The organism is Pseudomonas sp. M20, from assembly GCF_045037865.1.
Classification (GTDB): domain Bacteria; phylum Pseudomonadota; class Gammaproteobacteria; order Pseudomonadales; family Pseudomonadaceae; genus Aquipseudomonas.
Window position 1 is genome coordinate 2,378,478 of the sequence record NZ_CP173611.1, and the last position, 23,152, is coordinate 2,401,629.

Below are 23,152 nucleotides of genomic sequence, written 5' to 3' on the forward strand. Positions count from 1 at the left end.
GATATTCCATGCAAGCGCTTCCCCCTTTCAAACGCGTGGTCACCGGGCATGATGCCCACGGCCGCGCGGTCGTCGCCAGTCACGCAGCAACTACCAACGTCTTCGCACTGCAAGCGGTGCCGGGCACGGTGTTTCATGAAATATGGAACAGCAGCGGCAGTCCGGCACTGCTCGACAATGCCGATGATCCAACCAGCAAACCCTTACAGCTGAGCCCCGGCCCGCTGGGCAGTGTGATTCGTGTCGTCGACATTCCGCCGGACAGCGTGCAGAACCAGGTCAGCGCTGCCGATGCAGCCGCCGCATTCGCCGAGATTGGCCAGGCGCATGCCGGTACCGGCCAGGCGAACTCGCGGCACAAACTGATGCACCGCACCGAAACCCTCGATTACAGCATCGTCACCGAAGGCGAAGTCTGGCTGGTGCTCGACGAGACAGAAGTCCACCTCAAACGCGGTGACGTGGTGGTTCAGCGTGGCACCAATCACGCGTGGAGCAACCGTACCGAGGCCATGGCACGCATGGTTTTTATCCTGCTCGACGGGCGCTTTGCCGCTGAACTGCAAGACTGCCCGGGAGAAAAATCATGAAACTCGCAACCTTGAAAAACGCTAGCCGTGACGGCCAATTGGTGGTGGTTTCGCGCGACATGGCCCGGGCGCTGGACGCGCGTTTGGTGGCGCCGACCTTGCAGCACGCCATCGAAAACTGGCGCGAAGCCGAGCCGCGTTTGCAGGCCCTGGCGCGTGAGCTTGAAAACCACGATTGCCGCGAGGCCTTTGCCTTCGACCCGGCGCAGGCGATGGCGCCGTTGCCGCGTGCTTATCAATGGTGCGACGGTTCGGCGTTTCTCAGTCACGGCGCATTGATGCAGAAAGCGTTCAACCTCGATCCGATCGAAGGCGCTGACCGTACGCCGTTGATGTACCAGGGCGCCGGTGATGACTTCATCGGCGCACACGATGACATCGAACTGCCGAGCGAAAGCCAGGGCATCGATTTCGAAGGCGAATTTGTCGTGCTGGTCGATGATGTGCCGATGGGCTGTTCGGCCGAAAACGCGTTGCAGCACATCAAACTGATCCTGCAGATCAACGATGTCAGCCTGCGTGCACTCGCTCCGCGGGAAATGCGCACCGGGTTTGGTTTCCTGCAAGCCAAACCGTCCTCCAGTTTTGCCCCGCTGGCGATTACCCCGGATGAACTCGGTGAAGCCTGGCGAGACGGTCGCGTCAATTTGCCCCTGCAAGTGCAGTGGAACGGCGAGTGGTTCGGCCAACCGCACGGCGCACAGATGAACTTTCATTTTGGCGAGCTGATCGCTCACGCGGCCCTGACCCGTCGCCTGCGCGCCGGCACGCTGATCGGTTCCGGCACGGTGTCGAACGCCGAGCGCAACGTCGGCTCGGCGTGCATCGCCGAACGTCGGGCCATTGAGATGATCGAGCAGGGTGCGCCGGTGACAGGTTTCATGCGTTTCGGCGATCGCGTGCGCATGGACGTCACTGGCAGCGATGGTCAATCACTGTTTGGTGCGATCGATCAACGCGTCGTCAAAGCCAACGGCTAAGGAACGCCCATGCGTGTACTGATTACCGGAGCCAATGGCTTTGTCGGTCGCGAACTGCTGCGTTGTCTGCTCGCGCGCGGCAGTTTGCGCGGGCAAGTCATTCGTTCGTTGCTGGTGCTGGACACCGATGTCCAAGGCCTGCCAGACGATCCCCGCCTGCGGCGGCACAGCGGCAGCGTGACGGATGCAGCGTTGATGCGCCGGGTCTTGGCCGATGGCATTGATGTGGTGTTTCACCTGGTCAGTATTCCCGGCGGAGCAGCGGAGGCGCACTACGAATCGGGTTATCAGGTCAACCTGCTGGCCAGCCTCGAACTGCTTGATCAACTGCGCAACAAGGCGCGACCTCCGGTGCTGGTGTATGCCAGCAGCGTCGCGGTGTACGGCGCTGATCTGCCGGCAAAGATGAACGAGCAGGCTGAACTGCACCCGCAATTGTCGTACGGCACACACAAGATGATGGTCGAGCGTGCGCTGATCGATCTGGGTCGGCGCGCTGAAGTCGATGGACGCGCGGTGCGCCTGCCGGGCATTGTCGCGCGCCCGCGTGAACCCAACGGCTTGCGCTCGGCCTTCATGAGCGACTTGATGCGTGCCTTCGCCGAGGGCGCTGAGTATTGCTGCCCGGTGTCGCCGCAGGCTACGGCGTGGTGGATGTCGGCGCGCTGTTGCGTGAACAACCTGATCCACGCCGCCGAACTGGATGACGCCGCCGCGCAACAGCGGGTCTGGCAACTGCCGGTGCTGCATTTGTCCATCGCCCAAGTCATCGATGCGCTGGCGGCAACTTACGGCGAGCAACGCCGTGCGCTGATCAGTTTCGCCGCTGAACTTGACCTCGAAACCCTGTTCGGGCGCATGCCGCCCTTGAAAACCCCACAGGCCCGCGCTGCCGGCTTCAACCATGACGGCAACGTCGCCACGCTTATTCGCAACGCCCTCAACCCAGCCCCTTATCGGCCTCTGCCGTTGAACGGAGATACGCCTCATGTCACAGCCCATCCAGCGTAAACGTCGTCTGGTCGACCTTTCGGTGACCCTCGATAACAACCCGTACACAGACCCGCCACCGCTGTTGCCGAAGATCGATTACATGGATCACCAACAAGGCTGGCCGGAGATGGCGGCGATGTTCCCGGGTTTGCAGCTTGAGCAAATGCCCGGCAATGAGTCGTGGGCCGCCGAGCGCTTGCAGATCACCACCCACAGCGGTACCCACATGGACGCGCCGTGGCATTACGCCTCGACCACCGATGGCGGCGAGCCGGCGTTTGGCATTGATGAGTTGCCGCTGGACTGGTGTTTGCAGCCGGGGGTCAAACTGGATTTTCGCCATTTGCCTGACGGTCACGTGGTCACGGCAGAAGAGGTTGAAGCGGAACTGGCGCGCATCAAGCACACGTTGCAACCACTGGATATCGTGTTGATTAACACACGCGCCGGTGCGCTGTTCGGTGAGCCCGGGTATCTCGACGCAGGCATTGGCATGGGACGCGAAGCGACGATGTATCTGCTGGAACGTGGTGTGCGCGTGGTCGGCACTGATGCCTGGAGCTGGGACGCGCCGTTCAAATACACCCGTGAACGTTTTGCTGCCAGCGGCGATGCCTCGATCATCTGGGAAGGGCATAAGGCCGGGCGCGATATCGGCTACGGGCAAATGGAAAAACTGGCCAACCTTGAGTCCCTGCCTACGAGTGGTTTCACTGTGTCGTGCTTTCCCTACAAGATCCGGCATGCGTCGGCAGGTTTTGTGCGCGCAGTGGCTATTTTCGAAGAGTGATCGGGCTGTTTGAGGCATTCTTTCAACGACAGTAAGAGAACGGCAGGCTTTGAACACAGTGGACGGCGTTTGCCGCCGCCACTGTTCTGAGGCAATCAACCCGCTGGATTGCGCAGTCGCTCGATGATTCTGCGGGCACGATTGGCTCCGACATCGACATGAATATCAATCATCGGGCGCGTACCAAACCGGCACATGTTCTGGTACTGCGCCTCGATCACCACTTTGTCTTCATCGAACGTCAATCGCGTCTGATGCAGAACTTTGGCTGTGACGGCCTCGGGGTCATGTTCAGGGTTGGTGGCCATGGTCCAGAAATAGTGGCTTGAAGTGTCCGTTTCCGGTGTCACGCCGTGAAAGCCACGCATATGAAAACCGCCCCGATCCGGGTTGTTCAGATCGTCCGTGCCCGCGTCTATCGCGCCGGTCCAGATGCGCAGGTGATTGAAGTGAAATTCGATCTCCTGCCAGCGGTCGATGTTGCCTTTGAACGGGTAGGCCGCGGTGTAGGTCGGCGGCGGAACGGAGTCAGGCATATGACGAACCACGCGAACCATTGAGTCATCACCATCGACGTTCATCTTCGCGTTCATATGAATGCTGGCGTTGCCGCCAATGGTGTGCAAATGGACGTAGCCCAGATGACTGAGATCCATGAGGTTGTCGTGGATGAGTTGATAGGGCGCGTCGTAGTGGTAGACATCACCGTCGAACAGGTATTTACCGCTGCTGTGCACGTCGTAGACCGGTGGCGCGAATGTCGGCTCAGGATGCTCGGCGCTGCCGAACCAGATCCAGATGATCTGATCCTGCTCCCGGACGGGGTAGGCAGGGACTTTGGCTTTGCTCGGGATCTTGTCCTGGCCCGGAATTTCAATGCATTTACCGTCTTCATTGAATAGCAGGCCGTGGTAACCGCAGCGCAAACCGCGTTCCTCTACAGTGCCGCCCGACAGCGGCAATGCGCGATGGCAGCAGCGGTCTTCCAGCGCGGCGACTTGATTATCTGCCGTGCGGAAAAGCACCACCGGTTTGTTCAGTAACGTACGGCCAAGGGGTTGGTTTGTGAGTTCTCGGCTCAAGGCTGCGACGTACCATTGATCGAGAGGGAAACTCGGCGCAGTGGCCGGGGCAATTTCATGGGCAAGGGGTTGGGCAGCGGTTGTCATGATGTTCTCCGGCGAGCGGTCGATGCTCGGTTCAGGTCAAAGATCCAATACCAGGCGGGGCGATTTGGCACGTGAGCAGCACGGGGTGAAACGGTCATTGGCAGCGTGTTCTGCAGCCGTCATGAACTGATCACGATGATCGGCAATGCCTTCGAGCAAGCCCGTGACACAGGTGCCGCAGACGCCTTGCTCGCACGATGATTCGATGGCAATCCCGGCCTCATCGAGCACTTCGAAAACGGTGCGATCGGCGGGGATGTAAAAAATCTGCCCTGTGCTCGCCAGCTGAACTTCGAAAGGCGAATCAGCGCTTGCATCGACAGGTGCGGCGGCGAAGAACTCTCTGTGCACGCGATCTTCGGGCCAGCCAGCGGCCTGCGCGGTGTCGAGGATGAAACTCATGAAGCCCGCCGGGCCGCACACGTAAAGGTGAGTCGCGGTCTCGGGCGCGGCGAGGAGGGCGGTTGCATCGAGTTTCTGTGCGGGCGATCCGCTGTCGTCATGCAAGTGCACGTCGTTGGCGAAAGGCGCTTGCTTGAGCCATTGGATAAACGCGGCACGCTTGCTGGATCGGAAGCTGTAATGCAGTTCGAAATCCGCGCCTTGATGATGGAGTTCATGGGCCATTGCCAGCATCGGCGTAATGCCGATACCGCCGCCGAACAGCAGGTGACGCTTCGCTGAATCGGCGATTGGGAAGAGGTTGCGGGGTTCGCTGATGCTGAGTGTCTGTCCCTGACTGATGGTGTCGTGCATCGCAGTGGAACCGCCGCGCGAGGCGGGGTCCTTCAGCACACTGATCACGTAGCGATGACGTTCTCGGGAATCATTGCACAGCGAGTATTGCCGGGTGAGGCCGCCGGCAATGTGGATGTCGATGTGAGCACCGGCATTGAACGGTGGTAACGGCTTATCGTCCACTGCGCACAGCTCGAAACTGCAGATGCCCTCGGCCTCGACGACCTTGCGGGTGACGTTGACTTGAAGCATGACTTCTCCCTCCACATTGAAGTGGCTGCTGAAAAACGAAAGGGGCTTGCGGGTGACGAATCAGCCAGGCAAGAAGAAGTAGAAAGGCTGGGTAATCAAGGGCGCCAAGGAAGGGCACAGTTGGGGAGCGTTCATAAGCAAGACCTGTTAATTATTTTTTTGAGGTTGTGCTACGGCGTATCATGCGGCGCATTGTCCGCAATACTGGGCTGAGTGAATCCTCAGATAATTTAGTTGCGGTGTCAACCAAATTGCAAGATCTTCGATCTACGGTGTTTTCTCGATGCCTACCGATACACAACTGAACCTGTCGCGTTATGTACCTGGCCTGGTGACATTCCTGGCGAACAAACTCGCCACCGGGGCTTCCCAGTGCTATCGCAAACACTTCGGCATCGGCGTTGTTGAATGGCGGATGCTTTCGATGCTCGCCGTTGAATCCGACATCACCGCCAATCGAATCTGCCAGGCGATCGGTCTCGACAAGAGCGCTGTCAGTCGTTCCTTGCAAACGCTGGAAGCAGCGGGGCGGATCACCAGTCAACAGGATCCCAAGGATGCGCGGCGTTACACCGTGCGATTGACGGCCAGCGGCAAAGAACTGCATGACCGCGTGCTCAAAGTTGCACTTGAGCGAGAAGCGCGTCTGCTCAGCGGATTGACCCCGGCTGAGGTTGATACGTTGGTTGACTTGCTTGGGCGCCTGCATCTGCAAGTGCCCAATGTGAACAGTTATGACCCGAGTGAGGAGTGAGTCTCGGCAGACTGCAGCGTGAAATTGAGGGCTGCAGCCCGACGCGAGCTGGCGGGTTGCTGATTGGATCAGAGGTTGTAGACCGCTCAAAAGGCTGGGAGGCTAGCGTGACATTTACCATAAGGACATGCCGAAATGAGCTCAGGAAAAATCCTCGTCACAGGTGCGGCAGGAAAAATCGGCACTGCTTTCTGGCAAGAGCGCGATGATCAATCCGATTTGCGTTTGGCCGATCTAGACGTAACAGCACTTCCGGACTCGGCACAGCGTTTCGCTCTGGATGTCACGGATCAAGCCAGTTGCCTTCGAGCTTGCGAAGGTATCCACACCGTCATCCATCTAGCTGCTGACCCTGACCCAGACGCCGATTTCATGGCCTCACTGCTTCCAGTGAACATCGTGGGCACTTACAACATGCTGTTCGCCGCAAAGGCGCAAGGCTGCGAGCGCTTCATATTTGCGAGCAGTGCCCAAGTGATCGAAGGATATCCAACGGATGTTCAGGTACAGGAATGCATGGCACCTAAACCAGGCAATCTTTACGGCGTCAGCAAGGCGTTTGGAGAAGCATTGGCTTCGATGTATGCAAACGACGGACAGATGACGACCATCGCAGTCCGTATTGCCAACGTAGCCAAATTTCAACAAGGGGAGACCCACAGTCCCAGAGACGTCGCCGCCTTCATCAGTTTTAGAGATGTTGTCGCGCTACTCAATAATTGCGTTGAAGCCGAGCTAAAGGGGTTTCACGTTATCCATGGGGTCTCAGATAACCGCTATAAGCGCCTCTCTATTGATCAGAGCAGAAAAGTGGTCGGATATGCTCCCATTGATGATGGGTTTGAGATTTTGGAAGGAGGCGCTCAATCTGATTGAACGCAAACTTCCTCTGAGAAGGTCACATCAAGCAGGGGAGTTCTCATGTCCACACTCACGCTGACCTCACGCACTTTCAGTACCCCGCGCCATACGACGCATTATTTGGAGTCCGGGCCAGACGACGGGCCGCTGATGATGTTCCTGCATGGTTGGCCGGAGATTAGCCTGGTCTGGCGCGCGCAGATGGAAGCGTTCGCTGCAAAAGGCTGGCACTGCGTTGCACCGGATATGCGCGGCTATGGCCGTTCTGCCGCGGCAGAATCCACCCGCGAATATACGATGGAAAAAATCGTGGCGGACATGGCCGAACTTCATGACCATCTCGACGGCAAGCCCGCCATCTGGGTTGGCCACGACTGGGGCAGTGTAGTGGCCGGTGAATTGGTGGCTCATGAACCACAGCGCAGTCGTGGCGTGGTGCTGATCTCCGTGCCGTATTTCCCCGACACGAACGCTTTGTCGACGCTGATTCCACTGGTTGACCGGGCGATCTATCCAGCCAATCAGTATCCTGATGGTCAATGGGACTATTACCGCTACTACAACACGCACTTCACATCCGCCGTCGCTGATCTGGACGCGGACAAAGCGGCATCGCTGGCTTCGATTTATCGACGAAGAGACCCGGCGAATATTGGCAAGGTCGCGTCGAATGCCGAAGTGACACGCAAAGGAGGGCGGTTCGGCGTCAGTCATCGTGCGCCGCCTATGCAGCCTGATCTGGCGCTCTGGCCAGTGACGGACTTCTCCGCACTGCTGCAGGCATTCGAGGAGCGAGGCTTCCGCTCTCCCTGCGCGTGGTACCTAAACGATGACGCCAACATCGCCTACGCTCGTCGCGCGCCGGATGGCGGCAGGTTGTCATTGCCTGTGCTGTTTGTGAACGGCGACTACGATCAGATGAACAACATCAACGGCAATCGATTGGGCGACCCGATGCGGGCGGCTTGTGCAGACCTCACCATAACGAGCCTGCCAGGCGCGCACTGGCTGCCGCTGGAATGCAAGTCAGGACTCGTTGTTGCCATTGATAACTGGCTTCAAAGCAAAAAGCTTTGATGCCTGGGCGTAGCCAGCTTCGATGAAAGCGCCCATCGATTTGGCCGGGAATATAAACGGCTGTTGGACGAGCCGCCTCGAGATCGTGTCTCGAATACCAGGAAAAGCCTGTCTGTCGGATAGGGTTCTGAAAGTGTTATCAATAGGTCTGGCATCGGATGATGAGGGGGTAATCATGAACAACCGCCGAACCGCACTGATCACGGGTGCAACCAAAGGAATCGGTTTCGCACTCAGTACTCAGTTGAATCAGGCAGGCTGGAATGTGGTCGGCATTGCCAGGCATCCGGTTAATGATTTTCCCGGAAAGCTGTTGCTCTGTGATTTAAGCGATGCTCAACAAACGAGGGAAATGCTTGAGAAACTCCTGGAGCGGACTTCTATTGATGCCGTCGTCAATAACGCAGGCGTTGCATCTCCGCAAAGCCTGGAAACGCTTGAACTCGAAACACTCCAAAACGTTTTTGACCTGAATGTCAGAGCCTCGGTACAAGTCACCCAGGCTTGCCTGCCGTCTCTCAAGCGATCTTCTGCAGGACGCATCGTGAATGTCTGCAGCCGAGCCATTTTTGGAGCCCGGGACAGAACCGCTTACGCGGCCGCAAAAAGCGCATTGGTGGGTGTCACGCGTACGTGGGCACTTGAACTGGCGCCCATTGGCATTACGGTCAATGCGGTCGCACCTGGCCCGATAGACACCGAGCTTTTCCGAAAAAACCGACCCGTGGGCAGAGAGGGCGAGCGTCAGATACTCTCCACGATTCCGATGCAAAGACTGGGAACGCCATCAGAAGTGGCCTCGCTGATTACCTTCCTGCTCAGCGAGGCGGCATCCTTCGTAACGGGCCAAGTGATCAGCGTCGATGGGGGAGGGAGTCTCGGTGGGAAATAGCGATACGAAGCAGCTTTAAGAGTTGTTGATTCATCTGGCCAGAGAGAGCAACCCCACACTACTGCGGCATTGCCGCAGCGCTGTGGGGTTGGTATGACAGGGCCTACACCGCCCCGAAACGCACCTCCACCGACAGGCTGCCCTGGTTATCGCTCAGCCCAGCCCCGAAACGCCCGTCCAGGTCGTCATTGATGCACAATTGCAACTCTCCCTGCTGGCCACGCGGCAATTGCGCCTGGTTGCCGACCAGGAACGGCACGCCGCTGGTGCCGATCCGCCCGATCAACGCTCCTTCTGGTTGACCGGGCAAGGTATAGCCGGGTTTGGCGATCAACCTCGGATTGCCCGCCGCGCTGACCTTCCCGGTGTCCGGGTTGGCCGTCCACTCCCCACCGGTGCACACCGCCAGTTGCCAGCTCTGCCCGTTGACCTGCACACCGGTACCCTGCCAGGCCTGGTTGGCCTGCACCTGCACGGTATGCTTGATCAGATCATTGGCGATTACGTCGGCGGCCTGGAAGGTCAGCGCGGTGATGGTCAAGGTCGGATTGGCAGTGCCGCTGGTGGGGAATACGCCGGCACCAACCAGGAACAGATTGGAGTGGTCCCAGGTGCGCTGGTCCTTGTCCACCACCGAATTCTTGCGGTCCGAGCCCATGCGGTAGGTGCCCATCAGGTGGCCAGCGCCGAAGAACGTGTAGTTCTGGTGGTCGTACTCGAACACCGTTTGCGAACCGGTCTTGAGCGTGGGGTTCAGGTCGGTCAGCTCGGTGGCGCCCATCAGCTCGGTGATGATGTGCGTGGCGGCCAGGCGCGCCTGCTTGAAACCCTCCTTGGTGTATTCGGAGAAATTGTAGGTGATCTGCGGCCGAGGCAGGCCCAGGCCATCAGTGAGCGTCTTGGACAGCTCCACCTGGCAGATCGCCTTGGGTGGCTTCCCCGGGCGGGCAGGCTCGTCTGGGTCTTTCTCCAACTGCTCGACCAAGAATCCCAGGCGGAACTGGCGGGTCAGCACGCTGTTGAGCTGCTGCACCAGCGCCTTGCCGGACAGCGCCAGACCTTTGGGATTAGCGCCGCCGTTGTTGCTGCCGTCGATGAAATCGCAGACCGTGTTGTACGGATCATTCGCCGACCAGTTCCAGCCCTCGTTGCCGATCTCGATACGCCAGGCGGCGCGCTGGCTGCGGAACGGGCCATCGCGCATGTCCTCGATCCCCGAGGTGGACAGTGGCCCGCGGAACGGGAACAACGGCTTGCCTTCGGGCATCAGACCCCAGGCCAGGTAAACCGGGTGGTCGGATAACCCCAGGCCGACCTGCTTGCTGTTGTTGGCGACGCCGTGGGGGCTGTCCGGGCTGACCGAGTTGAGCAGCAGTTTCGGCGTTTCGATCGCGTGGGCGGCGATCACGTAGCGTTTACCCTGAGCCTCGCCGTTCTGGCGCGTGCCATCGTTCTGGTACTGGATGTACTCGATACCGGTGACGCCGCTGGCATCGACCTTCACCCTGCTCGCCACACTCTGGTAGAGGATGCGTACGTTGCCGGTATCCAACGCCTTGGCCATGGTCACGGTGGCGTCATACTTGGCCTGGATTGGGCAGATCGGCGTGCAACTGGTGTTGCCGGCACACACCCGGCGGCCATTGTCGTTCTGCGAGTTGCGCCCGGCCGGGGTCTGCCGGACGTTGAGGGTGACACCCGGGTAAGGCTTGCCGTCGGGGGCCTTCTCCGGACTCTGGTAAACCTTGCCCGTGACATTCTTGCTCAGGCCCTGGTCGACCAGCGACGGCGGGATGCCGTGCATGCTGTATTCGTAGCCCTTGGGGAAGGTCACGCCCAGGTAGGTCTGCGAGGCGACATCGGCGGACACGCCCATCTCTTCCTCGGCACGGCAGTAGGCAGTCTGCAGGTCGTCGTAGCTGATTGGCCAGTCGACCCCGACGTTGTACGCAGTGCGCATGCGAAAGTCGTTGGGCAACAGGCGCAGGGCTGTGCCCATCCAGTGCCACATGGTGCCGCCGCCTACCCGCTCGTAGGTGCTGGCGAACAGGAGATTCCCCTGCTGCACCAGGTAGCTCTTCTGCGCCTTGTTCTCTTCTTCGCTGCCGGCGGTAATCAGGTCCTGGATGGTCGCCCGTGGCGCGAACTGCGTGGCTGGGGTCTGCTCGGTCTGCTCGGGGGGGTATGGCGACTCGGGCGACTTGAGCACGGCGGTGTAGAAGCGCTCCAGGTACTCGCTGCGGTTAGGTGGAATCGCCGGGCCCGACTCGAGCACCAGCACTTTCAATCCGGCTAGGCCCAACTGATAGGCCATGACGCTGCCGGCCATACCGGCGCCGACGACGATCACATCGGCGGTTTCGATGTTCTGGGTTTTTAGATTGCTCATGGCTGCTGCCCTTCCTTGGCGTCGACACCGGTGAATTGCTTGAGGGTCGGTGGCTGTTCGGCCCAGTAGCCGAAATGGTACTGGCTGTAGCCCATGGGGTGGGACTGGGCGATCTTCCACGCCCAGCTTTCCTTGTAGGCCTGGTCGGAAACCACGCGGATAGAACCCTTTTTGGCGTTGCCTTCGTCATAAGGCTGGTACCAGCTGCCGAGCAGCCACAGCTTCATGATCGAGCGGGCGCCTTGAGCGATCTGCGGATCCGAATGGCCGCGTATGGCGCTGGCGATTTGCTCATCTGATTGGCCCTTGAGGCTGGCGATTTCCTGCTCTGACTGGCTCTTGAGACTGGCGATTTGCTGATCTGATTGGCTCTTGAGGCTGGCGTACAGCTCCAGCAGGTTGCTGAACGCTACGGTGCCCATCCCTTGCTGGGCGGTGGCGAAGAACAGCGGAGGCAGGTTGATCGGGTCGACGGACGGCGCGAGCTTGTCGGCCGCAAGGCCGGTGAGCGTGGCGGACAGGTCGATGAAGTTCTGCAGGTTCGGGTCGCTCATGGCATCACTCCTTGGCGCCGGTGGATTGGGCACGTTCAAGCAGGAAGGTGAAATCGGCGAAGCTGGTTCGCGGTGACTGGGTGACGCGGGTGGTCGCGTTGTTGTGGCATTCCATGCAACTGGATGAAGCCTGCGGCGTGGTGCCCTGGTTGTAGGTTTCCAGCGTGGCGTTGGCCAGGAAGCTCGGCGCAGGCGTGCCCAGCGGGTTGGTTGGCGACGGCTCTTCGCAACCCTTGGCCGGGGCGGTCGGCCATTGGGTGCTGATCAACTGGTAGTTGGCCCACACAGTGCCCTTGAGCGAGGCTTGCCATTGTGCGTTGAGCTGGTGGGTCGCGGCGGTGAGCGGGATTTCCCGCACGATCTGCGAGGGCGTGGCTTTCTTTGATGGGTCCCACGGTTGCGCGGGCGGTTCGTTCACCGGGCGGTCGCTGGCTTGGGCGTCGTAGAACAGGTAGGGGCCCTTGCGCTCGTTCATCGGCGTGGTCTTCTCCGGCACGTTGCGCACGTGCTCGAAGCTCGACCACACCCACTGCGGCGCACTTTCGGTTTTGTGCACGATGTGCAGGCCGACCAGCCCGACCTTATGCGCGCTGCACGACTCGGGGATCACCGCGCCCTTATTCGGGTCGGCGTTGCCGGGGGTGTAGACCAAGGCGTCAATGGCGTGGAATTCCTGCGGGTTGTCGCTGCCGCCGAGTACCTTCCAGGCCGACTTGACCATGATCGCGCCGACCTGCTGGGGCTTATTCGTACCGCAGGCGAAGGCGATGCCGTTGCTGGCCTTGCTCAGGAACGCTTGCTGGCCTTCCTTGCTGTACAGGCCATTGTTGACGATGTCATCGAACATCGGCTGGTTGACCATGATCGCGTTGCGCGTGTAAGTGCCGTTCTGATCCACCAGTGGGCCGGTCTTGAATGGCTGGATGATCTCGTCGAGTACACCGGCGACCTTGCCCATCTGCTGCAACACGGGCAGATCACCCTTGCCTTGGCAGGCGGCGGGTAGCGGCGCCTTCTGGTTCCAGGCGACCGGTTTCTGGCCTTGGGGCAAGAAAATCTCGTAGCTCTCCTTCCACGACTCCCACACCGTCTGCCCCGGCGCGCCGATCATCGCCGAGGTGTTGGCGCTGCCGTCAGCGTTGGCGGGCCAGTTCAGGGCGACGAAGGTCTGCCACGAAAGCACGTCGAAATCGTGTTGCAGGTTGTCCAGAGTGAAGGGGGGGTTGGCGGTGACGTCGTGGGGAATCGCAGATAACAGCACCGGCGGGCCAGCCGCATCGGCTATGGCGAGCGCGCTGGTGAAACTTGCACTCAGGCACGCCAGCCGTTTCAGGGTTATTTTCATTATCGTCTCCTCAGCAGATAAAGCGTCGGGACGACGAGGCGTACTGGCCCTTCATGGACCGAATGATCAGCGTTATCCCTGACGCTAGGCTGCAGGCTAGCTGTTGCGCTAAACCCCTCAGAAATATCCGACTAACGGTAGGGGTAAACGAGGGGGCATCGCACCGCGGCAGACGCTCTCGGGCGATCAGCCACCCGTGGCAATGATCACTGGAACGATTTTTTTCCGCCGTTCTCCAGCGGGATCAACTGATGAGTTTGTGCGATAGTTTGATGAGGCAAATTCATCAAAATACGTTGATGTGATCCGTAGAATCATCTGACGTGGTCGCTCGTCCGGCTTCCATCCAGAATTCAAGTTGTGAGGTCTCATGAATGTAAGCCGCGCCAACCTCGCAGATTTTGTCTACTTTCTTGCCATTGCCCGCCATCAGAGCTTCAATCGCGCAGGCAAAGAGGTGGGCATCAGTGCTTCCGCCTTGAGCCATGCCATCAAGGGCCTGGAAAGCAGAATCGGTGTTCGTCTACTCAATCGCACCACTCGCAGCGTTACTCTCACTGCGGCGGGCGAAGAACTGCACAAGCTGATCAGTGAGCCCATGCTGGAGATGGGGCAGGCCATGGAGGTTCTCAATCGTTTCCGCGATGAGCCTACTGGTCGTATTCGCTTGAACTTGCTCAGCGACGCCGCAGATCTTCTGCTCGGCCCGGTATTGCCCGTCTTCAACGACCGCTACCCGGAAATCCAGATTGACCTGACGGTGACCAACCTTATCGTCGATATCATCGGCGGTGGCCATGACGCAGGCATACGCTACGGCGGCACTGTGCCGGAGGACATGATCGCGCAACGTTTGTCTCCGGACATCCGCTGGGTCGTTGCCGGCGCTCCGCAATACCTGAAGCGCTTTGGTGTTCCAGAGCATCCGCAGGATTTGCTCAAGCATCGTTGTTTACGCATTCGCTTGGGCAACGGCTGTATGTACGACTGGGAGTTCGAGAAAGGCGAGGAAGCCGTTTCGATTGCGGTGCCTGGGTTGATCACCATCGACGAAACCCGTGTCGGCCTGTCTTTAGCTCGCCAGGGCGCCGGTTTGATGTATGCCCCAGAGCCGGCCATGGCGCCGCTTATCGAGAGCGGGTATGTCACGACAGTTCTTGATGATTGGGCCAGCATCGCACCCGGTTTTCACATGTATTACTCAAGTCACCGGCAGTTACCGATGGGCCTGCGTCTGCTGATCGATCTCATCCGTGAACTGCAGCCCCTTGATGAGCCATGAGAGGCCTCATCGCGATGCCTCATATTGCGCCTCGCTGACCGGCTCCATCCATACGACATTCTTGCCATCCACGGCCTCTTGGATCGCGATATGGGTCATACCCGTGGTCGCGGTCGCCCCGTGCCAGTGTTTAACGCCGGGCGGTGTCCAGATCACATCGCCTGGCCTTATCACGGTTTTTTCACCGCCCACCTGCTGAATCCAACCCACGCCGGCGGTGACGACAAGCGCCTGGCCTTTAGGATGTGTATGCCATGCAGACCGAGCCCCCGGCTGGAAGGTCACCGCACCTGCAGAAACAGTAGAAGGTTCCGGCGCGGCGAAAAGAGGGTCGATCCTTGCGTTGCCGACGAAATTACCTGGAGCCCCCATCAGTGAGGCTTGGTCGCCATTCCTGACAATGCTCATGGCTTGATCCTTAGGGAGATCCGCTGCGTGCGCAGAGGCGTCGGACAGGATCGCGGCAGTCAGCATCGAGGCGGTGACGAGTGTTCTCATGAGGCAAGCTCCTGCTGGATATGCAATAGAGCTGACAAACTATTCCAAGACCCACCTGAGGACTACACGGCAAAACCGACATGAAGCGATGAATATCTCTCATTAGTCCGGCTGTGTGCCTGCTCCTGTTGACTCGAGTCCTCTAGCGCAGTCGCTACCTGGATTGCTGAGTATCACTCATCAGAACATCCCGGATTTGCCCCATATTCATCTTCTTGCTCCTTGATTAGCGTGGGTGGCCTCACCAGCCCCATTCACTGGCTGTGATTCCTACGGCGCCTGACGGAGGCTTATTGATGATCCCCACACGCTTATCCAGCTCGGCGATAGTCGCTTTAAAACTGCTCGGCGGCTCTGCTCTGGATAAAACATGGGCGTATTACCGCACCAAATACAGCGCTAGTCGGTACATAGCTTCGAAGGTTAGCAAGCGCTCCCATACGGCCACTGTGCGTTTCTCGCGGACAAGGAGTGCCCGGTGAGCCAGACCAGCATTGCAACGGCAAAGCAACCGGGTCTAGGCGAAGGCAGCCAGCAAGGCGAGCGAGAGCACGGCTTGAGCATCCTGCTGATCCTCAGCGCGCTGCTCGCGTTTGCATCCATCTCCACGGATCTCTATTTGCCTGGGATGCCCGTGATGGCTGCCGATCTGCATGCGGACGGCGGCACGATGGAGTTGACCATCAGCGGTTACCTGGCGGGCTTCAGTGTGGGGCAGCTTTTCTGGGGGCCGTTCAGCGACCGGTTTGGCAGAAGACTACCCGTAGCACTTGGCTGCCTGTTGTTCATAGCCGGTTCTGCTGGCTGTGCACTCTCGACCAGCGGGACAACCCTGATCGCCTGGCGCCTGGTTCAAGCATTTGGCGCTTGTGCGAATGTGGTACTTGCACGCGCCATGGTGCGGGATTTGTATGAAGGTCAGCGGGCCGCACAGAAGATGTCGACGCTGATGACAGTCATGGCAATCGCACCGCTCGCGGGGCCGACAGTGGGTGGACAGATTCTCCATCTGTGGTCGTGGCACGCGATCTTCTGGACATTGGTGCTATTGGGTGGAGCGACACTGATGAGTTTGCTTTGGTTGCCAGAGACATTATCGCCGGTGCGCCGCGTTATTGCTGGTACCACGTGGGCAGATTGGGGGGGGGGGCGCTCTTGATCTGCGGCTGTTTTCTATTCGTATCGGCCACCGGTTTCGTGCTGGCCAACGCGATCACTGGTGCGCTCAACTGTCTCCCTGAATTTGCCGGGTCGGCGTCGGCACTCGCCGGCGCATTGCAGTACGGATCGGGGATTTTGGGCTCGGCATTGGTCGCCGTTTTTGCTGATGGTACGCCTTGGCCCATGGGGTGGGTTGTAGCCATTTGCGGCTTGGGATGCGCACTGAGTGCAGCCTTCGCCCTGCGCCTTTCGCAACCGATTCAACAGCCTTGGCATTAGAGGAAAAATCGATGAACTTCGCATTTGAAAATAGAGTCGCCCTGATTACTGGCGCCGCCTCCGGTATCGGGCTGGCAACGGCCAAGGCATTCGCCCAGGCTGGCGCTGCCGTCGCGTTGGCCGATGTCGATGGCGACGCGGCCAATGCTGCCGCTGAGGCCTTGGTGAAGGCCGGTCATCGAGCCATCGGGATCCGCTGCGATGTCGCGCAAATCGACCAGGTCGAAGCCATGGTGCAAGAAGTCATCGCAACGTTCGGTCGCCTCGATGCTGCCTTCAATAATGCCGGTATCCAGAACCTTCTTGCAGAAACCGCTGATGCCACAGTGGAGGATTACGACAAAGTAATGTCGGTTAACCTTCGCGGCGTTTGGAGCTGCATGAAGTTTGAGCTGGAGCACATGCGCCGCCAAGGTAGCGGCACCATCGTCAACTGCTCGTCTCTGGGCGGACTGATCGGGGGTGCCGAACGTGCCAACTACCACGCTGCCAAGCATGGAGTGATAGGGCTGACCAAAAGTGCAGCATTGGAATATGCAGCTCGGAATATTCGCGTCAACGCGGTTTGCCCAGGGCTGATCTGGACGCCGATGGTCGATCAGATGGTCGCGGCCGGGCAGGGCGAGGCGCTTGAGGGCATGACCAGAGCGGTGCCAATGGGGCGGCATGGCAAGCCGGAAGAGATCGCCGACGCGGTTCTCTGGTTAAGCAGTAGCGCCTCCAGTTATGTCACAGGCCAGTCCATTTCAGTGGATGGCGGATTCGTTATGCGGTGATCGTGCGGCGAAATGACTCTTTAACAGTGCGCTGATTTTTCAATGCTTGAACCACTGGCAGCGCGTGGCCTTTGCGAGCCATGCCTGACGTTCACCCGCCCATCAAAGGAAGAGCTACATGTTGGAATCGAATCCATCCAAAGCAAGAATGATGACGGTGATTGCATTGGGCATCATCATCCTGCTGGCTGGGTTATTCATGTTAGCGGGCGGCAGCTATCTCATTACCTTGGGCGGCTCCTGGTACTTCGCGCTTGCGGGTCTCGGCATGACGCTCGGTGGTTTGCAATTGGTTCGCCGTCGAGCTTCGGGGGCCGTCGTTTTCCTTTTAGTTTTCCTTGCTTCCATCGTCTGGTCGGTATGGGACGTTGGCTTCGCGTTCTGGCCGCTGTTTTCCCGCATGGTAGCGCTGGCAGTGTTAGCGCTGTTGGTATTGCTGGCAATGCCGTGGCTGCGCAATGGCGACAAATCTTTGATCAGCAAAATCGCTTACGCAGGTGCCGCCGTGGTGGCCGTTGCCTTAGGCGCTACGTTTTATGCAGCCCTGCAACCGCAACCCATCCAGACTGCAGAAGGAACTTCAGCCCCTGTTGCTGGCAAGGCCGTGGGCCTCGTCGAACCTGCTGCGGATTGGCGTTACTTCGGGCGCACCCCGTCAGGTACGCGTCACGCTGCGCTGGATCAGATCAACCCGCAAAACGTATCTGATTTGAAAGTTGCCTGGACGTACCGCACTGGAGAGATTCCGCAAGGCAGGGAAGGGCACGTTGTCACACCGCTTCACGTTAACGGCGTGCTTTATGGCTGTACGCAGTCGAGCCAGTTATTCGCTCTGGACGCTGATACGGGGAAAGAGATCTGGCGCCACAACCCGAATGTACAGGCAAACAACGTGTATCCGCGCTGCCGTGGAGTGGGTTATCACGATGCCACGACCGAGGTTTCAACCGCTGACGTTCAGATACCCGTAACAGCCTGCTCGCGCCGGATCATTTCAACGACCGTCGACGCTCGAATTGTTGCCGTCGACGCGCAAACGGGAAAAACCTGCGACGATTTCGGAGATCACGGCAGCGTCAGTCTGCGTAGCGGGATGGGCAGTCCTGATCAGAACCTCTACTTCCCGACAGCAGCTCCAACCGTCGTGCGCAATCTAGTGGTGGTCGGGGGACTGGTGTGGGATAACCAGAAAACGGGTGAACCCTCGGGTGTCGTTCGTGCCTTTGACGTCCATACGGGCAAGCTCATTTGGGCGTGGGATTTGGGCAATCCAGGCATCCTGCGTGAACCACCAGAAGGCCAGAGCTACACAGCGGGAACGCCCAATGTCTGGTCGACCCCGGCGTTCGACGATGAACTGGGTCTGATCTATCTTCCAACCGGCAACGCCACTCCCGACTTTTGGGGCGGCCACAGGACTGCGGCGGATGATCGTTATTCTTCATCAATCGTAGCGCTGGATATTGCCACTGGGCGTGAGCTTTGGCACTTCCAGACAGTGCATCATGACCTTTGGGATTACGACGTGCCGTCGCAACCAGCGCTGTATGAAGTGCCGGACGGTCAGGGTGGAACGCTACCAGCGCTGATTCAAACTACCAAGCGCGGCCAGATCTTCATGCTGGATCGACGTACCGGCACGCCGATCGCTGAAGTCGAAGAGCGCCAGGTTCCGCAAGGAGGCGTTGCAGATGATCGTCTATCTCCCACGCAACCGTATTCGGTTGGAATGCCGGCCATGGGTACAGAACCCCTCAGCGAAAAACGCATGTGGGGGCTGACACCTTTAGATCAACTGATCTGCAGGATCGACTTTCGCAAGGCGCGGTACGAAGGCGAGTTCACCCCACCCAATGAACGCCTGACCCTGCAGTATCCGAGTTGGTTAGGCGGTATGAATTGGGGTTCTGTTTCCGTTGCCGAGAACCTGGGTTACATGATCGTCAATGACACCAGAGTTGCCACCTGGAGTCGGATAATTCCCCGTAAAGCCTATGATGACGCAGGCACAACAGGTGGCGGCCATGAGGGCAACGCTCCCCAAGCGGGTACACCATGGGGTATCGAGATGGGGCGTTTTCTGTCTCCCTTGGGAATCCCTTGCCAAGAGCCTCCATACGGCACGATCAGCGCGATTGATTTGGCGACGCGTAAGGTCGCCTGGTCTATGCCGTTGGGAACGACCGAGCAAACTGGCCCATCGGGAATCGCTACTCACCTTCCTATGCCGATCGGCATGCCAACTCGCGGTGGGCCAATTACCACCTCCAGTGGATTGGTATTTATCGCGGCAGCGCAGGACTATTACATCCGAGCTTTTGATGTTCGTAGCGGCAAAGAGCTGTGGAAAGGGCGGTTGCCTGTCGGGGCCGAGGCAACACCGATGACGTACGTTTCGCCAAAAAGTGGCCGACAATATTTAGTCGTCAGCGCTGGCGGTAATTCAGCCACGACGCAGAAGGGTGATTACGTCGTGGCGTATGCGCTGCCGCAGTGAAGGAGGGGAAACATGAAAGGTAAACGTTTTTTAGGAGTGATCGCATTGGCTGGATTACTGGCAGGACAAGCCCTGGCCGCCGAGGAAAATGGCTTGGTTGTGCGCATCGCGCAACTCGAAATCGATCCTGCACAGGTTGCGGCCTATCAAGCCGCAGTCAAGGAGGAGATCACAGAGTCGACTCGAACAGAGCCGGGCGTCATATCAATCTACGCTGTCGCCGAAGTCGACCGCCCAAACTGGTTTCATTTCTTCGAAATCTACGCCAGCGACTCGGCATACCGAAGCCATATCGAATCGCCGCACTTCAAAAAGTACGCCGTTACCACGCAGTCGATGATTGTGTCGAAACGCTTGATTGAATCCACACCAATCGAACTTAGCCCCCGGCCTGGCCCGTAACCGGCTAGTTCGAAAAACATTTGTGCGCTGGGCAAGCCATTTTTTAAATGGAGGAAAGAGATGAAAAATTTAAAGGTGATGGCGATGGCAGGACTGGCGTATTTTGCGGCGTGCACTTGTCAGGTGATGGCATCCGCCGCCCATGCGGCAGCAGCACCGGCCTACTATGTCGCCGAGTTTGAAGTAACCGATCCCGAGGGGATGAAGCCTTACAGTGCACAGGTCGAATCAACCTTCAAACCCTATGGCGGACATTTCATCGTGCGCGGCGGAAAGACCATCTCGCTTGAAGGTGAAGCGCCAAAGCGACGCCGTGTTGTCATCGAGTTCGCCAGCGTCGAAAAAGCCCAGGCTTGGTACAACTCAGTGGAATACACGGAACTGAGGAAAGTCCGCCAGCGTTCAGCCAGAACGGATGTCTACCTGATCGAGGGAGTACCGGCGCAATAGTCATCGAGTTGCCTTGGTCCGGCAGTAATTGAAAAAAGGTGCCCACGAAGAAGCCGATCGGGGGGAGGTTTTGCGTTGAGGGTAGGGCGACTCCGTCATGATTGCCTGGCGATACCACCGACGTAGCGAATTTCAAAAGCAGTGGCGCGAGCGTGGCCCTATATTTACTGGAAAGTATGCGGCTCACGTTTAACTACACTAAATGGTCGTTTAGTCGAGTTAACGTAAAATGGCATCAATTTCGACGGAGAAGAGATCGTGATCATGCGTGAAGCCAAAGCTGGAGACATTATTAAAACGTTGGATCTGCAGCCTCATCTCGAAGGTGGCTATTTCCGTAGAACCTATCAGGCCGATCATCGCGACCCACTCGAAACCCCCAGCGGCCCACGGTATCTGATGACCTCGATTTACTATCTGTTGGATCAGCAATCACCGGTGGGCCAGTTTCATTTCAATCGATCCGACATCCTGCATTATTTCCACCTGGGCGACGCCATTGAGTACAGCCTGATTCATGCTAACGGCTCATTGCAGACATTGGTGATGGGCACCGACATTCTGGCAGGACAGCTTTTGCAATTACACGTACCGGGTGGAATATGGAAAGCTTCGCGGTTGCTCGAAGGCGAAAACGGATTTGGGCTGATCAGCGAAGCCGTTTCGCCAGGGTTTGATTTTGCCGATATGGAAATGGGTGATCGGCAGAAACTTACGCTGCAATTTCCACAGCATCGAACGCTGATTGAAAAGCTGACGCGTGATGAGCGTTGAGCGCCGTCGAATTCAAGGAAAAGCAGTGGACCGGCTTCAGGGCGATTCTGCAGGTTGAAATCCACTGTGCAACCGGGCTAATCTCGAAACATCTTGTTACGTGTAATGTATATTATGTTAAATCATGTATTACGCTATGCGCCCTTGCAGAGCGGCAATTGCCTAAAACCAAAAACCCGCTTTGCAGACGCGACTCTCACTCAAGTGCAACTTTGAGCGCACGGTCATGCAATTCTTTACCCCTGGCCGTCAAGAAAAGTCGTTGAGGCCGAAGGTCTTTGCAGTTTTGAACTGTGCTCAGCAGACGGTAGCCCGTTACCACCGTTCAACGCCGTTGCTCACATCGACATCCACATTGCCTGCGGCCTCACTCAACAATATTCGCTGTGCGCGGACTCAGCCAAACGCCACCTGTTGTTTGGCGGCGGAATTGACATTACGCCAATGCTGGCGATGGCCCATGAACTCCATCATCAAGGGGCCGATTTCAGCTGCACTACAGCTTTCGATCCAGCGAACGCGCCGCGTTTATCCGATACCAGCGGCAAGCGCCTTTTACCTGCCACGTGCATTTGCATGAAGACAGCGGATCTTCCGAACAGAAACTCGATGCTACCGCCCTCCTCGCCGCGCCAGACAACTCGAGCCACCTCTAGGTGTGCGGCCCAATTCCATCCTGGACACCGCGCAGGCTGCTGCCTGGGCCGGAGAGTCATATAGAACGCGGTTTATCGTTGCCCACTCGGGCCCAGAATTCCTCTGCTGACGGACTAATGGGGGCAGTCGGACGCGTGAGGTGAATTTCCAGAGGAATATCCCAACTTTCGTCGAGCGCCCGAACGAGACGTCCATCAATCATTTCCTGTTCAGTCAGGCTTTTTGGTAACCAGGCAACCCCTTTGCTCTCCAGTGCCATAGACATCAGGACGGCAGCAAGATGGCTGCTGAAAAGAGGTTTCAGATGAAGATAATCTTCTTTGCCGTGGAGTCGGTGAGCGACGATTCGGCCAAGCCCCGATTCGTGCGTATAGGCCAAGTAAGGCAGTGTTTCAGGGGAGGAACCAAAATTGGCAGAGGGACTCGCCAGTGGCACGAGTACATCCTCGCCAATCTTCTTTCCAGTGAACTGATCAGGGGCTAGCAAAGGCGGCACATCTGGGTGGCGGTGGCAAAGCAGAAACTGAACCTGGCCGTGAATTAGCATCTGTTCGCAAACAGCCATGCTGTCTGAATGCAGGCGTACCGCATCTATCGGTGCGCCATTTTCTGCACTTCTCAGCCATCTTGGGAAGAAGGTGAATGACAAGGAGTGAGTAGCTGCGAATTGCAGTGTTTTTGCGGCCATCCCCGCCACTTCCTGAGCCTCAGATCGCATCCGGTACAAACGTCTGGCTGCCTCTTGAGCGCTAGGCAAAATCTGTCTTCCAGCCTCGGTCAGGGTCGCTCCTTGGGGGGTGCGCACGAACAATTCGACGCCCATCCAGTTCTCCAGAGACCGGACTCTGCGACTGAATGCGGGCTGAGTTACGTGGCGCGCTTCAGCCGCCCGTACAAAGCTGCCGTATTCCGCAAGCGCTGAAAAATCCTCAAGCCAAACGAGTTCCAAGGGCAATGCCTCCTGTGCATAGGGCGCGGCATTAATAGCATTG

General features: G+C 58.2%; 22 protein-coding genes. 15 read left to right on the forward strand and 7 right to left on the reverse strand.

Features of this window, described 5'->3' with window-relative positions; all coding sequences use genetic code 11:
• The first annotated feature begins 8 nt into the window (after positions 1–8).
• From ACI514_RS10635 to ACI514_RS10650, 4 genes are read left to right on the forward strand one after another with little or no spacing between them, the layout of a single operon-like run.
• Positions 9–590: a cupin domain-containing protein gene (locus tag ACI514_RS10635; protein ID WP_405123755.1), complete on the forward strand. Its 582-nt coding sequence runs from the start codon at positions 9–11 to the stop codon at positions 588–590.
• Positions 587–1,570: a fumarylacetoacetate hydrolase family protein gene (locus ACI514_RS10640; protein ID WP_405123756.1), complete on the forward strand. Its 984-nt coding sequence runs from the start codon at positions 587–589 to the stop codon at positions 1,568–1,570. Before ACI514_RS10635 ends, ACI514_RS10640 begins: the two co-directional genes overlap by 4 nt.
• A gap of 9 nt (positions 1,571–1,579) precedes the next feature.
• Positions 1,580–2,581 carry an NAD-dependent epimerase/dehydratase family protein gene (locus tag ACI514_RS10645; RefSeq protein ID WP_160057894.1) on the forward strand — a complete coding sequence of 334 codons (1,002 nt, stop codon included), beginning with the start codon at positions 1,580–1,582 and terminating at the stop codon, positions 2,579–2,581.
• On the forward strand, positions 2,559–3,353 hold the full coding sequence (locus ACI514_RS10650; protein WP_405123757.1) for a cyclase family protein: 795 nt from the start codon (positions 2,559–2,561) through the stop codon (positions 3,351–3,353). Before ACI514_RS10645 ends, ACI514_RS10650 begins: the two co-directional genes overlap by 23 nt.
• Before the next feature lie 95 nt (positions 3,354–3,448).
• Here ACI514_RS10650 and ACI514_RS10655 read toward each other — a convergent pair whose 3' ends face one another.
• Both ACI514_RS10655 and ACI514_RS10660 read right to left on the reverse strand, forming a co-directional pair.
• On the reverse strand, positions 3,449–4,522 hold the full coding sequence (locus ACI514_RS10655) for a Rieske 2Fe-2S domain-containing protein (RefSeq protein ID WP_405123758.1): 1,074 nt from the start codon (positions 4,520–4,522) through the stop codon (positions 3,449–3,451).
• A gap of 36 nt (positions 4,523–4,558) precedes the next feature.
• A complete protein-coding gene (locus ACI514_RS10660; protein ID WP_405123759.1) occupies positions 4,559–5,512 on the reverse strand; it encodes a PDR/VanB family oxidoreductase in 954 nt (317 codons plus the stop codon).
• Positions 5,513–5,795: 283 nt separating this feature from the next.
• On the opposite strand from ACI514_RS10660, the gene ACI514_RS10665 reads away from it, so the two are divergent.
• From ACI514_RS10665 to ACI514_RS10680, 4 genes are all read left to right on the forward strand, one after another.
• A complete protein-coding gene (locus ACI514_RS10665; protein ID WP_122598210.1) occupies positions 5,796–6,266 on the forward strand; it encodes a MarR family winged helix-turn-helix transcriptional regulator in 471 nt (156 codons plus the stop codon).
• Between the two features lie 135 nt (positions 6,267–6,401).
• Positions 6,402–7,142 carry an NAD(P)-dependent oxidoreductase gene (locus tag ACI514_RS10670; protein ID WP_160057890.1) on the forward strand — a complete coding sequence of 247 codons (741 nt, stop codon included), beginning with the start codon at positions 6,402–6,404 and terminating at the stop codon, positions 7,140–7,142.
• Positions 7,143–7,187: 45 nt separating this feature from the next.
• The gene (locus ACI514_RS10675) at positions 7,188–8,204 is read left to right on the forward strand and encodes an alpha/beta hydrolase (RefSeq protein WP_405123760.1); all 1,017 of its coding nucleotides are present in this window, start codon (positions 7,188–7,190) and stop codon (positions 8,202–8,204) included.
• Between the two features lie 175 nt (positions 8,205–8,379).
• Positions 8,380–9,096 (forward strand): SDR family oxidoreductase, encoded by a 717-nt coding sequence (locus ACI514_RS10680; RefSeq protein WP_405123761.1) that lies wholly within the window; start codon positions 8,380–8,382, stop codon positions 9,094–9,096.
• A 103-nt stretch (positions 9,097–9,199) separates the two neighbouring features.
• Here the strand turns inward: ACI514_RS10680 and ACI514_RS10685 are convergent, their stop codons facing one another.
• Genes ACI514_RS10685 through ACI514_RS10695 form a run of 3 tightly spaced genes read right to left on the reverse strand, consistent with a single transcriptional unit; the run spans position 9,200 to position 13,384 of the window.
• On the reverse strand, positions 9,200–11,485 hold the full coding sequence (locus ACI514_RS10685) for a GMC family oxidoreductase (protein ID WP_160057887.1): 2,286 nt from the start codon (positions 11,483–11,485) through the stop codon (positions 9,200–9,202).
• On the reverse strand, positions 11,482–12,039 hold the full coding sequence (locus ACI514_RS10690; RefSeq protein WP_405123762.1) for a sorbitol dehydrogenase: 558 nt from the start codon (positions 12,037–12,039) through the stop codon (positions 11,482–11,484). Before ACI514_RS10690 ends, ACI514_RS10685 begins: the two co-directional genes overlap by 4 nt.
• 4 nt (positions 12,040–12,043) lie before the next feature.
• Positions 12,044–13,384 carry a cytochrome C gene (locus tag ACI514_RS10695; RefSeq protein WP_405123763.1) on the reverse strand — a complete coding sequence of 447 codons (1,341 nt, stop codon included), beginning with the start codon at positions 13,382–13,384 and terminating at the stop codon, positions 12,044–12,046.
• 370 nt (positions 13,385–13,754) lie between these two features.
• On the opposite strand from ACI514_RS10695, the gene ACI514_RS10700 reads away from it, so the two are divergent.
• A complete protein-coding gene (locus ACI514_RS10700) occupies positions 13,755–14,666 on the forward strand; it encodes a LysR family transcriptional regulator (RefSeq protein WP_160057884.1) in 912 nt (303 codons plus the stop codon).
• Positions 14,667–14,672: 6 nt separating this feature from the next.
• Here ACI514_RS10700 and ACI514_RS10705 read toward each other — a convergent pair whose 3' ends face one another.
• A complete protein-coding gene (locus ACI514_RS10705) occupies positions 14,673–15,164 on the reverse strand; it encodes a cupin domain-containing protein (protein ID WP_174244456.1) in 492 nt (163 codons plus the stop codon).
• Positions 15,165–15,642: 478 nt separating this feature from the next.
• On the opposite strand from ACI514_RS10705, the gene ACI514_RS10710 reads away from it, so the two are divergent.
• From ACI514_RS10710 to ACI514_RS10735, 6 genes are all read left to right on the forward strand, one after another.
• The gene (locus ACI514_RS10710) at positions 15,643–16,323 is read left to right on the forward strand and encodes an MFS transporter (protein WP_405123764.1); all 681 of its coding nucleotides are present in this window, start codon (positions 15,643–15,645) and stop codon (positions 16,321–16,323) included.
• A 292-nt stretch (positions 16,324–16,615) separates the two neighbouring features.
• The gene (locus ACI514_RS10715) at positions 16,616–17,380 is read left to right on the forward strand and encodes an SDR family NAD(P)-dependent oxidoreductase (RefSeq protein WP_160057883.1); all 765 of its coding nucleotides are present in this window, start codon (positions 16,616–16,618) and stop codon (positions 17,378–17,380) included.
• 118 nt (positions 17,381–17,498) lie between these two features.
• Positions 17,499–19,877 (forward strand): membrane-bound PQQ-dependent dehydrogenase, glucose/quinate/shikimate family, encoded by a 2,379-nt coding sequence (locus ACI514_RS10720; protein WP_405123765.1) that lies wholly within the window; start codon positions 17,499–17,501, stop codon positions 19,875–19,877.
• A gap of 12 nt (positions 19,878–19,889) precedes the next feature.
• Positions 19,890–20,279, forward strand: a complete 390-nt coding sequence (locus ACI514_RS10725; RefSeq protein ID WP_160057881.1) for a putative quinol monooxygenase — start codon at positions 19,890–19,892, stop codon at positions 20,277–20,279.
• 60 nt (positions 20,280–20,339) lie between these two features.
• Positions 20,340–20,729 (forward strand): DUF1330 domain-containing protein, encoded by a 390-nt coding sequence (locus ACI514_RS10730; protein ID WP_405123766.1) that lies wholly within the window; start codon positions 20,340–20,342, stop codon positions 20,727–20,729.
• A 264-nt stretch (positions 20,730–20,993) separates the two neighbouring features.
• The gene (locus ACI514_RS10735; RefSeq protein WP_174244455.1) at positions 20,994–21,503 is read left to right on the forward strand and encodes a cupin domain-containing protein; all 510 of its coding nucleotides are present in this window, start codon (positions 20,994–20,996) and stop codon (positions 21,501–21,503) included.
• Positions 21,504–22,215: 712 nt separating this feature from the next.
• On the opposite strand, the gene ACI514_RS10740 is transcribed toward ACI514_RS10735, so the two are convergent.
• Positions 22,216–23,109 carry a LysR family transcriptional regulator gene (locus tag ACI514_RS10740; RefSeq protein ID WP_137217014.1) on the reverse strand — a complete coding sequence of 298 codons (894 nt, stop codon included), beginning with the start codon at positions 23,107–23,109 and terminating at the stop codon, positions 22,216–22,218.
• Between the last annotated feature and the right edge of the window lie 43 nt (positions 23,110–23,152).

Bases quoted from the DNA above. Each gene is read 5' to 3' on its own strand.
- ACI514_RS10695 (WP_405123763.1), bottom strand. From the start codon at position 13,384: ATGAAAATAACCCTGAAACGGCTGGCGTGCCTGAGTGCAAGTTTCACC.
- ACI514_RS10705 (WP_174244456.1), bottom strand. From the start codon at position 15,164: ATGAGAACACTCGTCACCGCCTCGATGCTGACTGCCGCGATCCTGTCC.
- ACI514_RS10685 (WP_160057887.1), bottom strand. From the start codon at position 11,485: ATGAGCAATCTAAAAACCCAGAACATCGAAACCGCCGATGTGATCGTC.
- ACI514_RS10675 (WP_405123760.1), top strand. From the start codon at position 7,188: ATGTCCACACTCACGCTGACCTCACGCACTTTCAGTACCCCGCGCCAT.
- ACI514_RS10660 (WP_405123759.1), bottom strand. From the start codon at position 5,512: ATGCTTCAAGTCAACGTCACCCGCAAGGTCGTCGAGGCCGAGGGCATC.
- ACI514_RS10725 (WP_160057881.1), top strand. From the start codon at position 19,890: ATGAAAGGTAAACGTTTTTTAGGAGTGATCGCATTGGCTGGATTACTG.
- ACI514_RS10650 (WP_405123757.1), top strand. From the start codon at position 2,559: ATGTCACAGCCCATCCAGCGTAAACGTCGTCTGGTCGACCTTTCGGTG.
- ACI514_RS10655 (WP_405123758.1), bottom strand. From the start codon at position 4,522: ATGACAACCGCTGCCCAACCCCTTGCCCATGAAATTGCCCCGGCCACT.
- ACI514_RS10680 (WP_405123761.1), top strand. From the start codon at position 8,380: ATGAACAACCGCCGAACCGCACTGATCACGGGTGCAACCAAAGGAATC.
- ACI514_RS10700 (WP_160057884.1), top strand. From the start codon at position 13,755: ATGAATGTAAGCCGCGCCAACCTCGCAGATTTTGTCTACTTTCTTGCC.
- ACI514_RS10645 (WP_160057894.1), top strand. From the start codon at position 1,580: ATGCGTGTACTGATTACCGGAGCCAATGGCTTTGTCGGTCGCGAACTG.
- ACI514_RS10670 (WP_160057890.1), top strand. From the start codon at position 6,402: ATGAGCTCAGGAAAAATCCTCGTCACAGGTGCGGCAGGAAAAATCGGC.
- ACI514_RS10665 (WP_122598210.1), top strand. From the start codon at position 5,796: ATGCCTACCGATACACAACTGAACCTGTCGCGTTATGTACCTGGCCTG.
- ACI514_RS10735 (WP_174244455.1), top strand. From the start codon at position 20,994: ATGCGTGAAGCCAAAGCTGGAGACATTATTAAAACGTTGGATCTGCAG.
- ACI514_RS10640 (WP_405123756.1), top strand. From the start codon at position 587: ATGAAACTCGCAACCTTGAAAAACGCTAGCCGTGACGGCCAATTGGTG.
- ACI514_RS10690 (WP_405123762.1), bottom strand. From the start codon at position 12,039: ATGAGCGACCCGAACCTGCAGAACTTCATCGACCTGTCCGCCACGCTC.
- ACI514_RS10635 (WP_405123755.1), top strand. From the start codon at position 9: ATGCAAGCGCTTCCCCCTTTCAAACGCGTGGTCACCGGGCATGATGCC.
- ACI514_RS10720 (WP_405123765.1), top strand. From the start codon at position 17,499: ATGTTGGAATCGAATCCATCCAAAGCAAGAATGATGACGGTGATTGCA.
- ACI514_RS10715 (WP_160057883.1), top strand. From the start codon at position 16,616: ATGAACTTCGCATTTGAAAATAGAGTCGCCCTGATTACTGGCGCCGCC.
- ACI514_RS10730 (WP_405123766.1), top strand. From the start codon at position 20,340: ATGAAAAATTTAAAGGTGATGGCGATGGCAGGACTGGCGTATTTTGCG.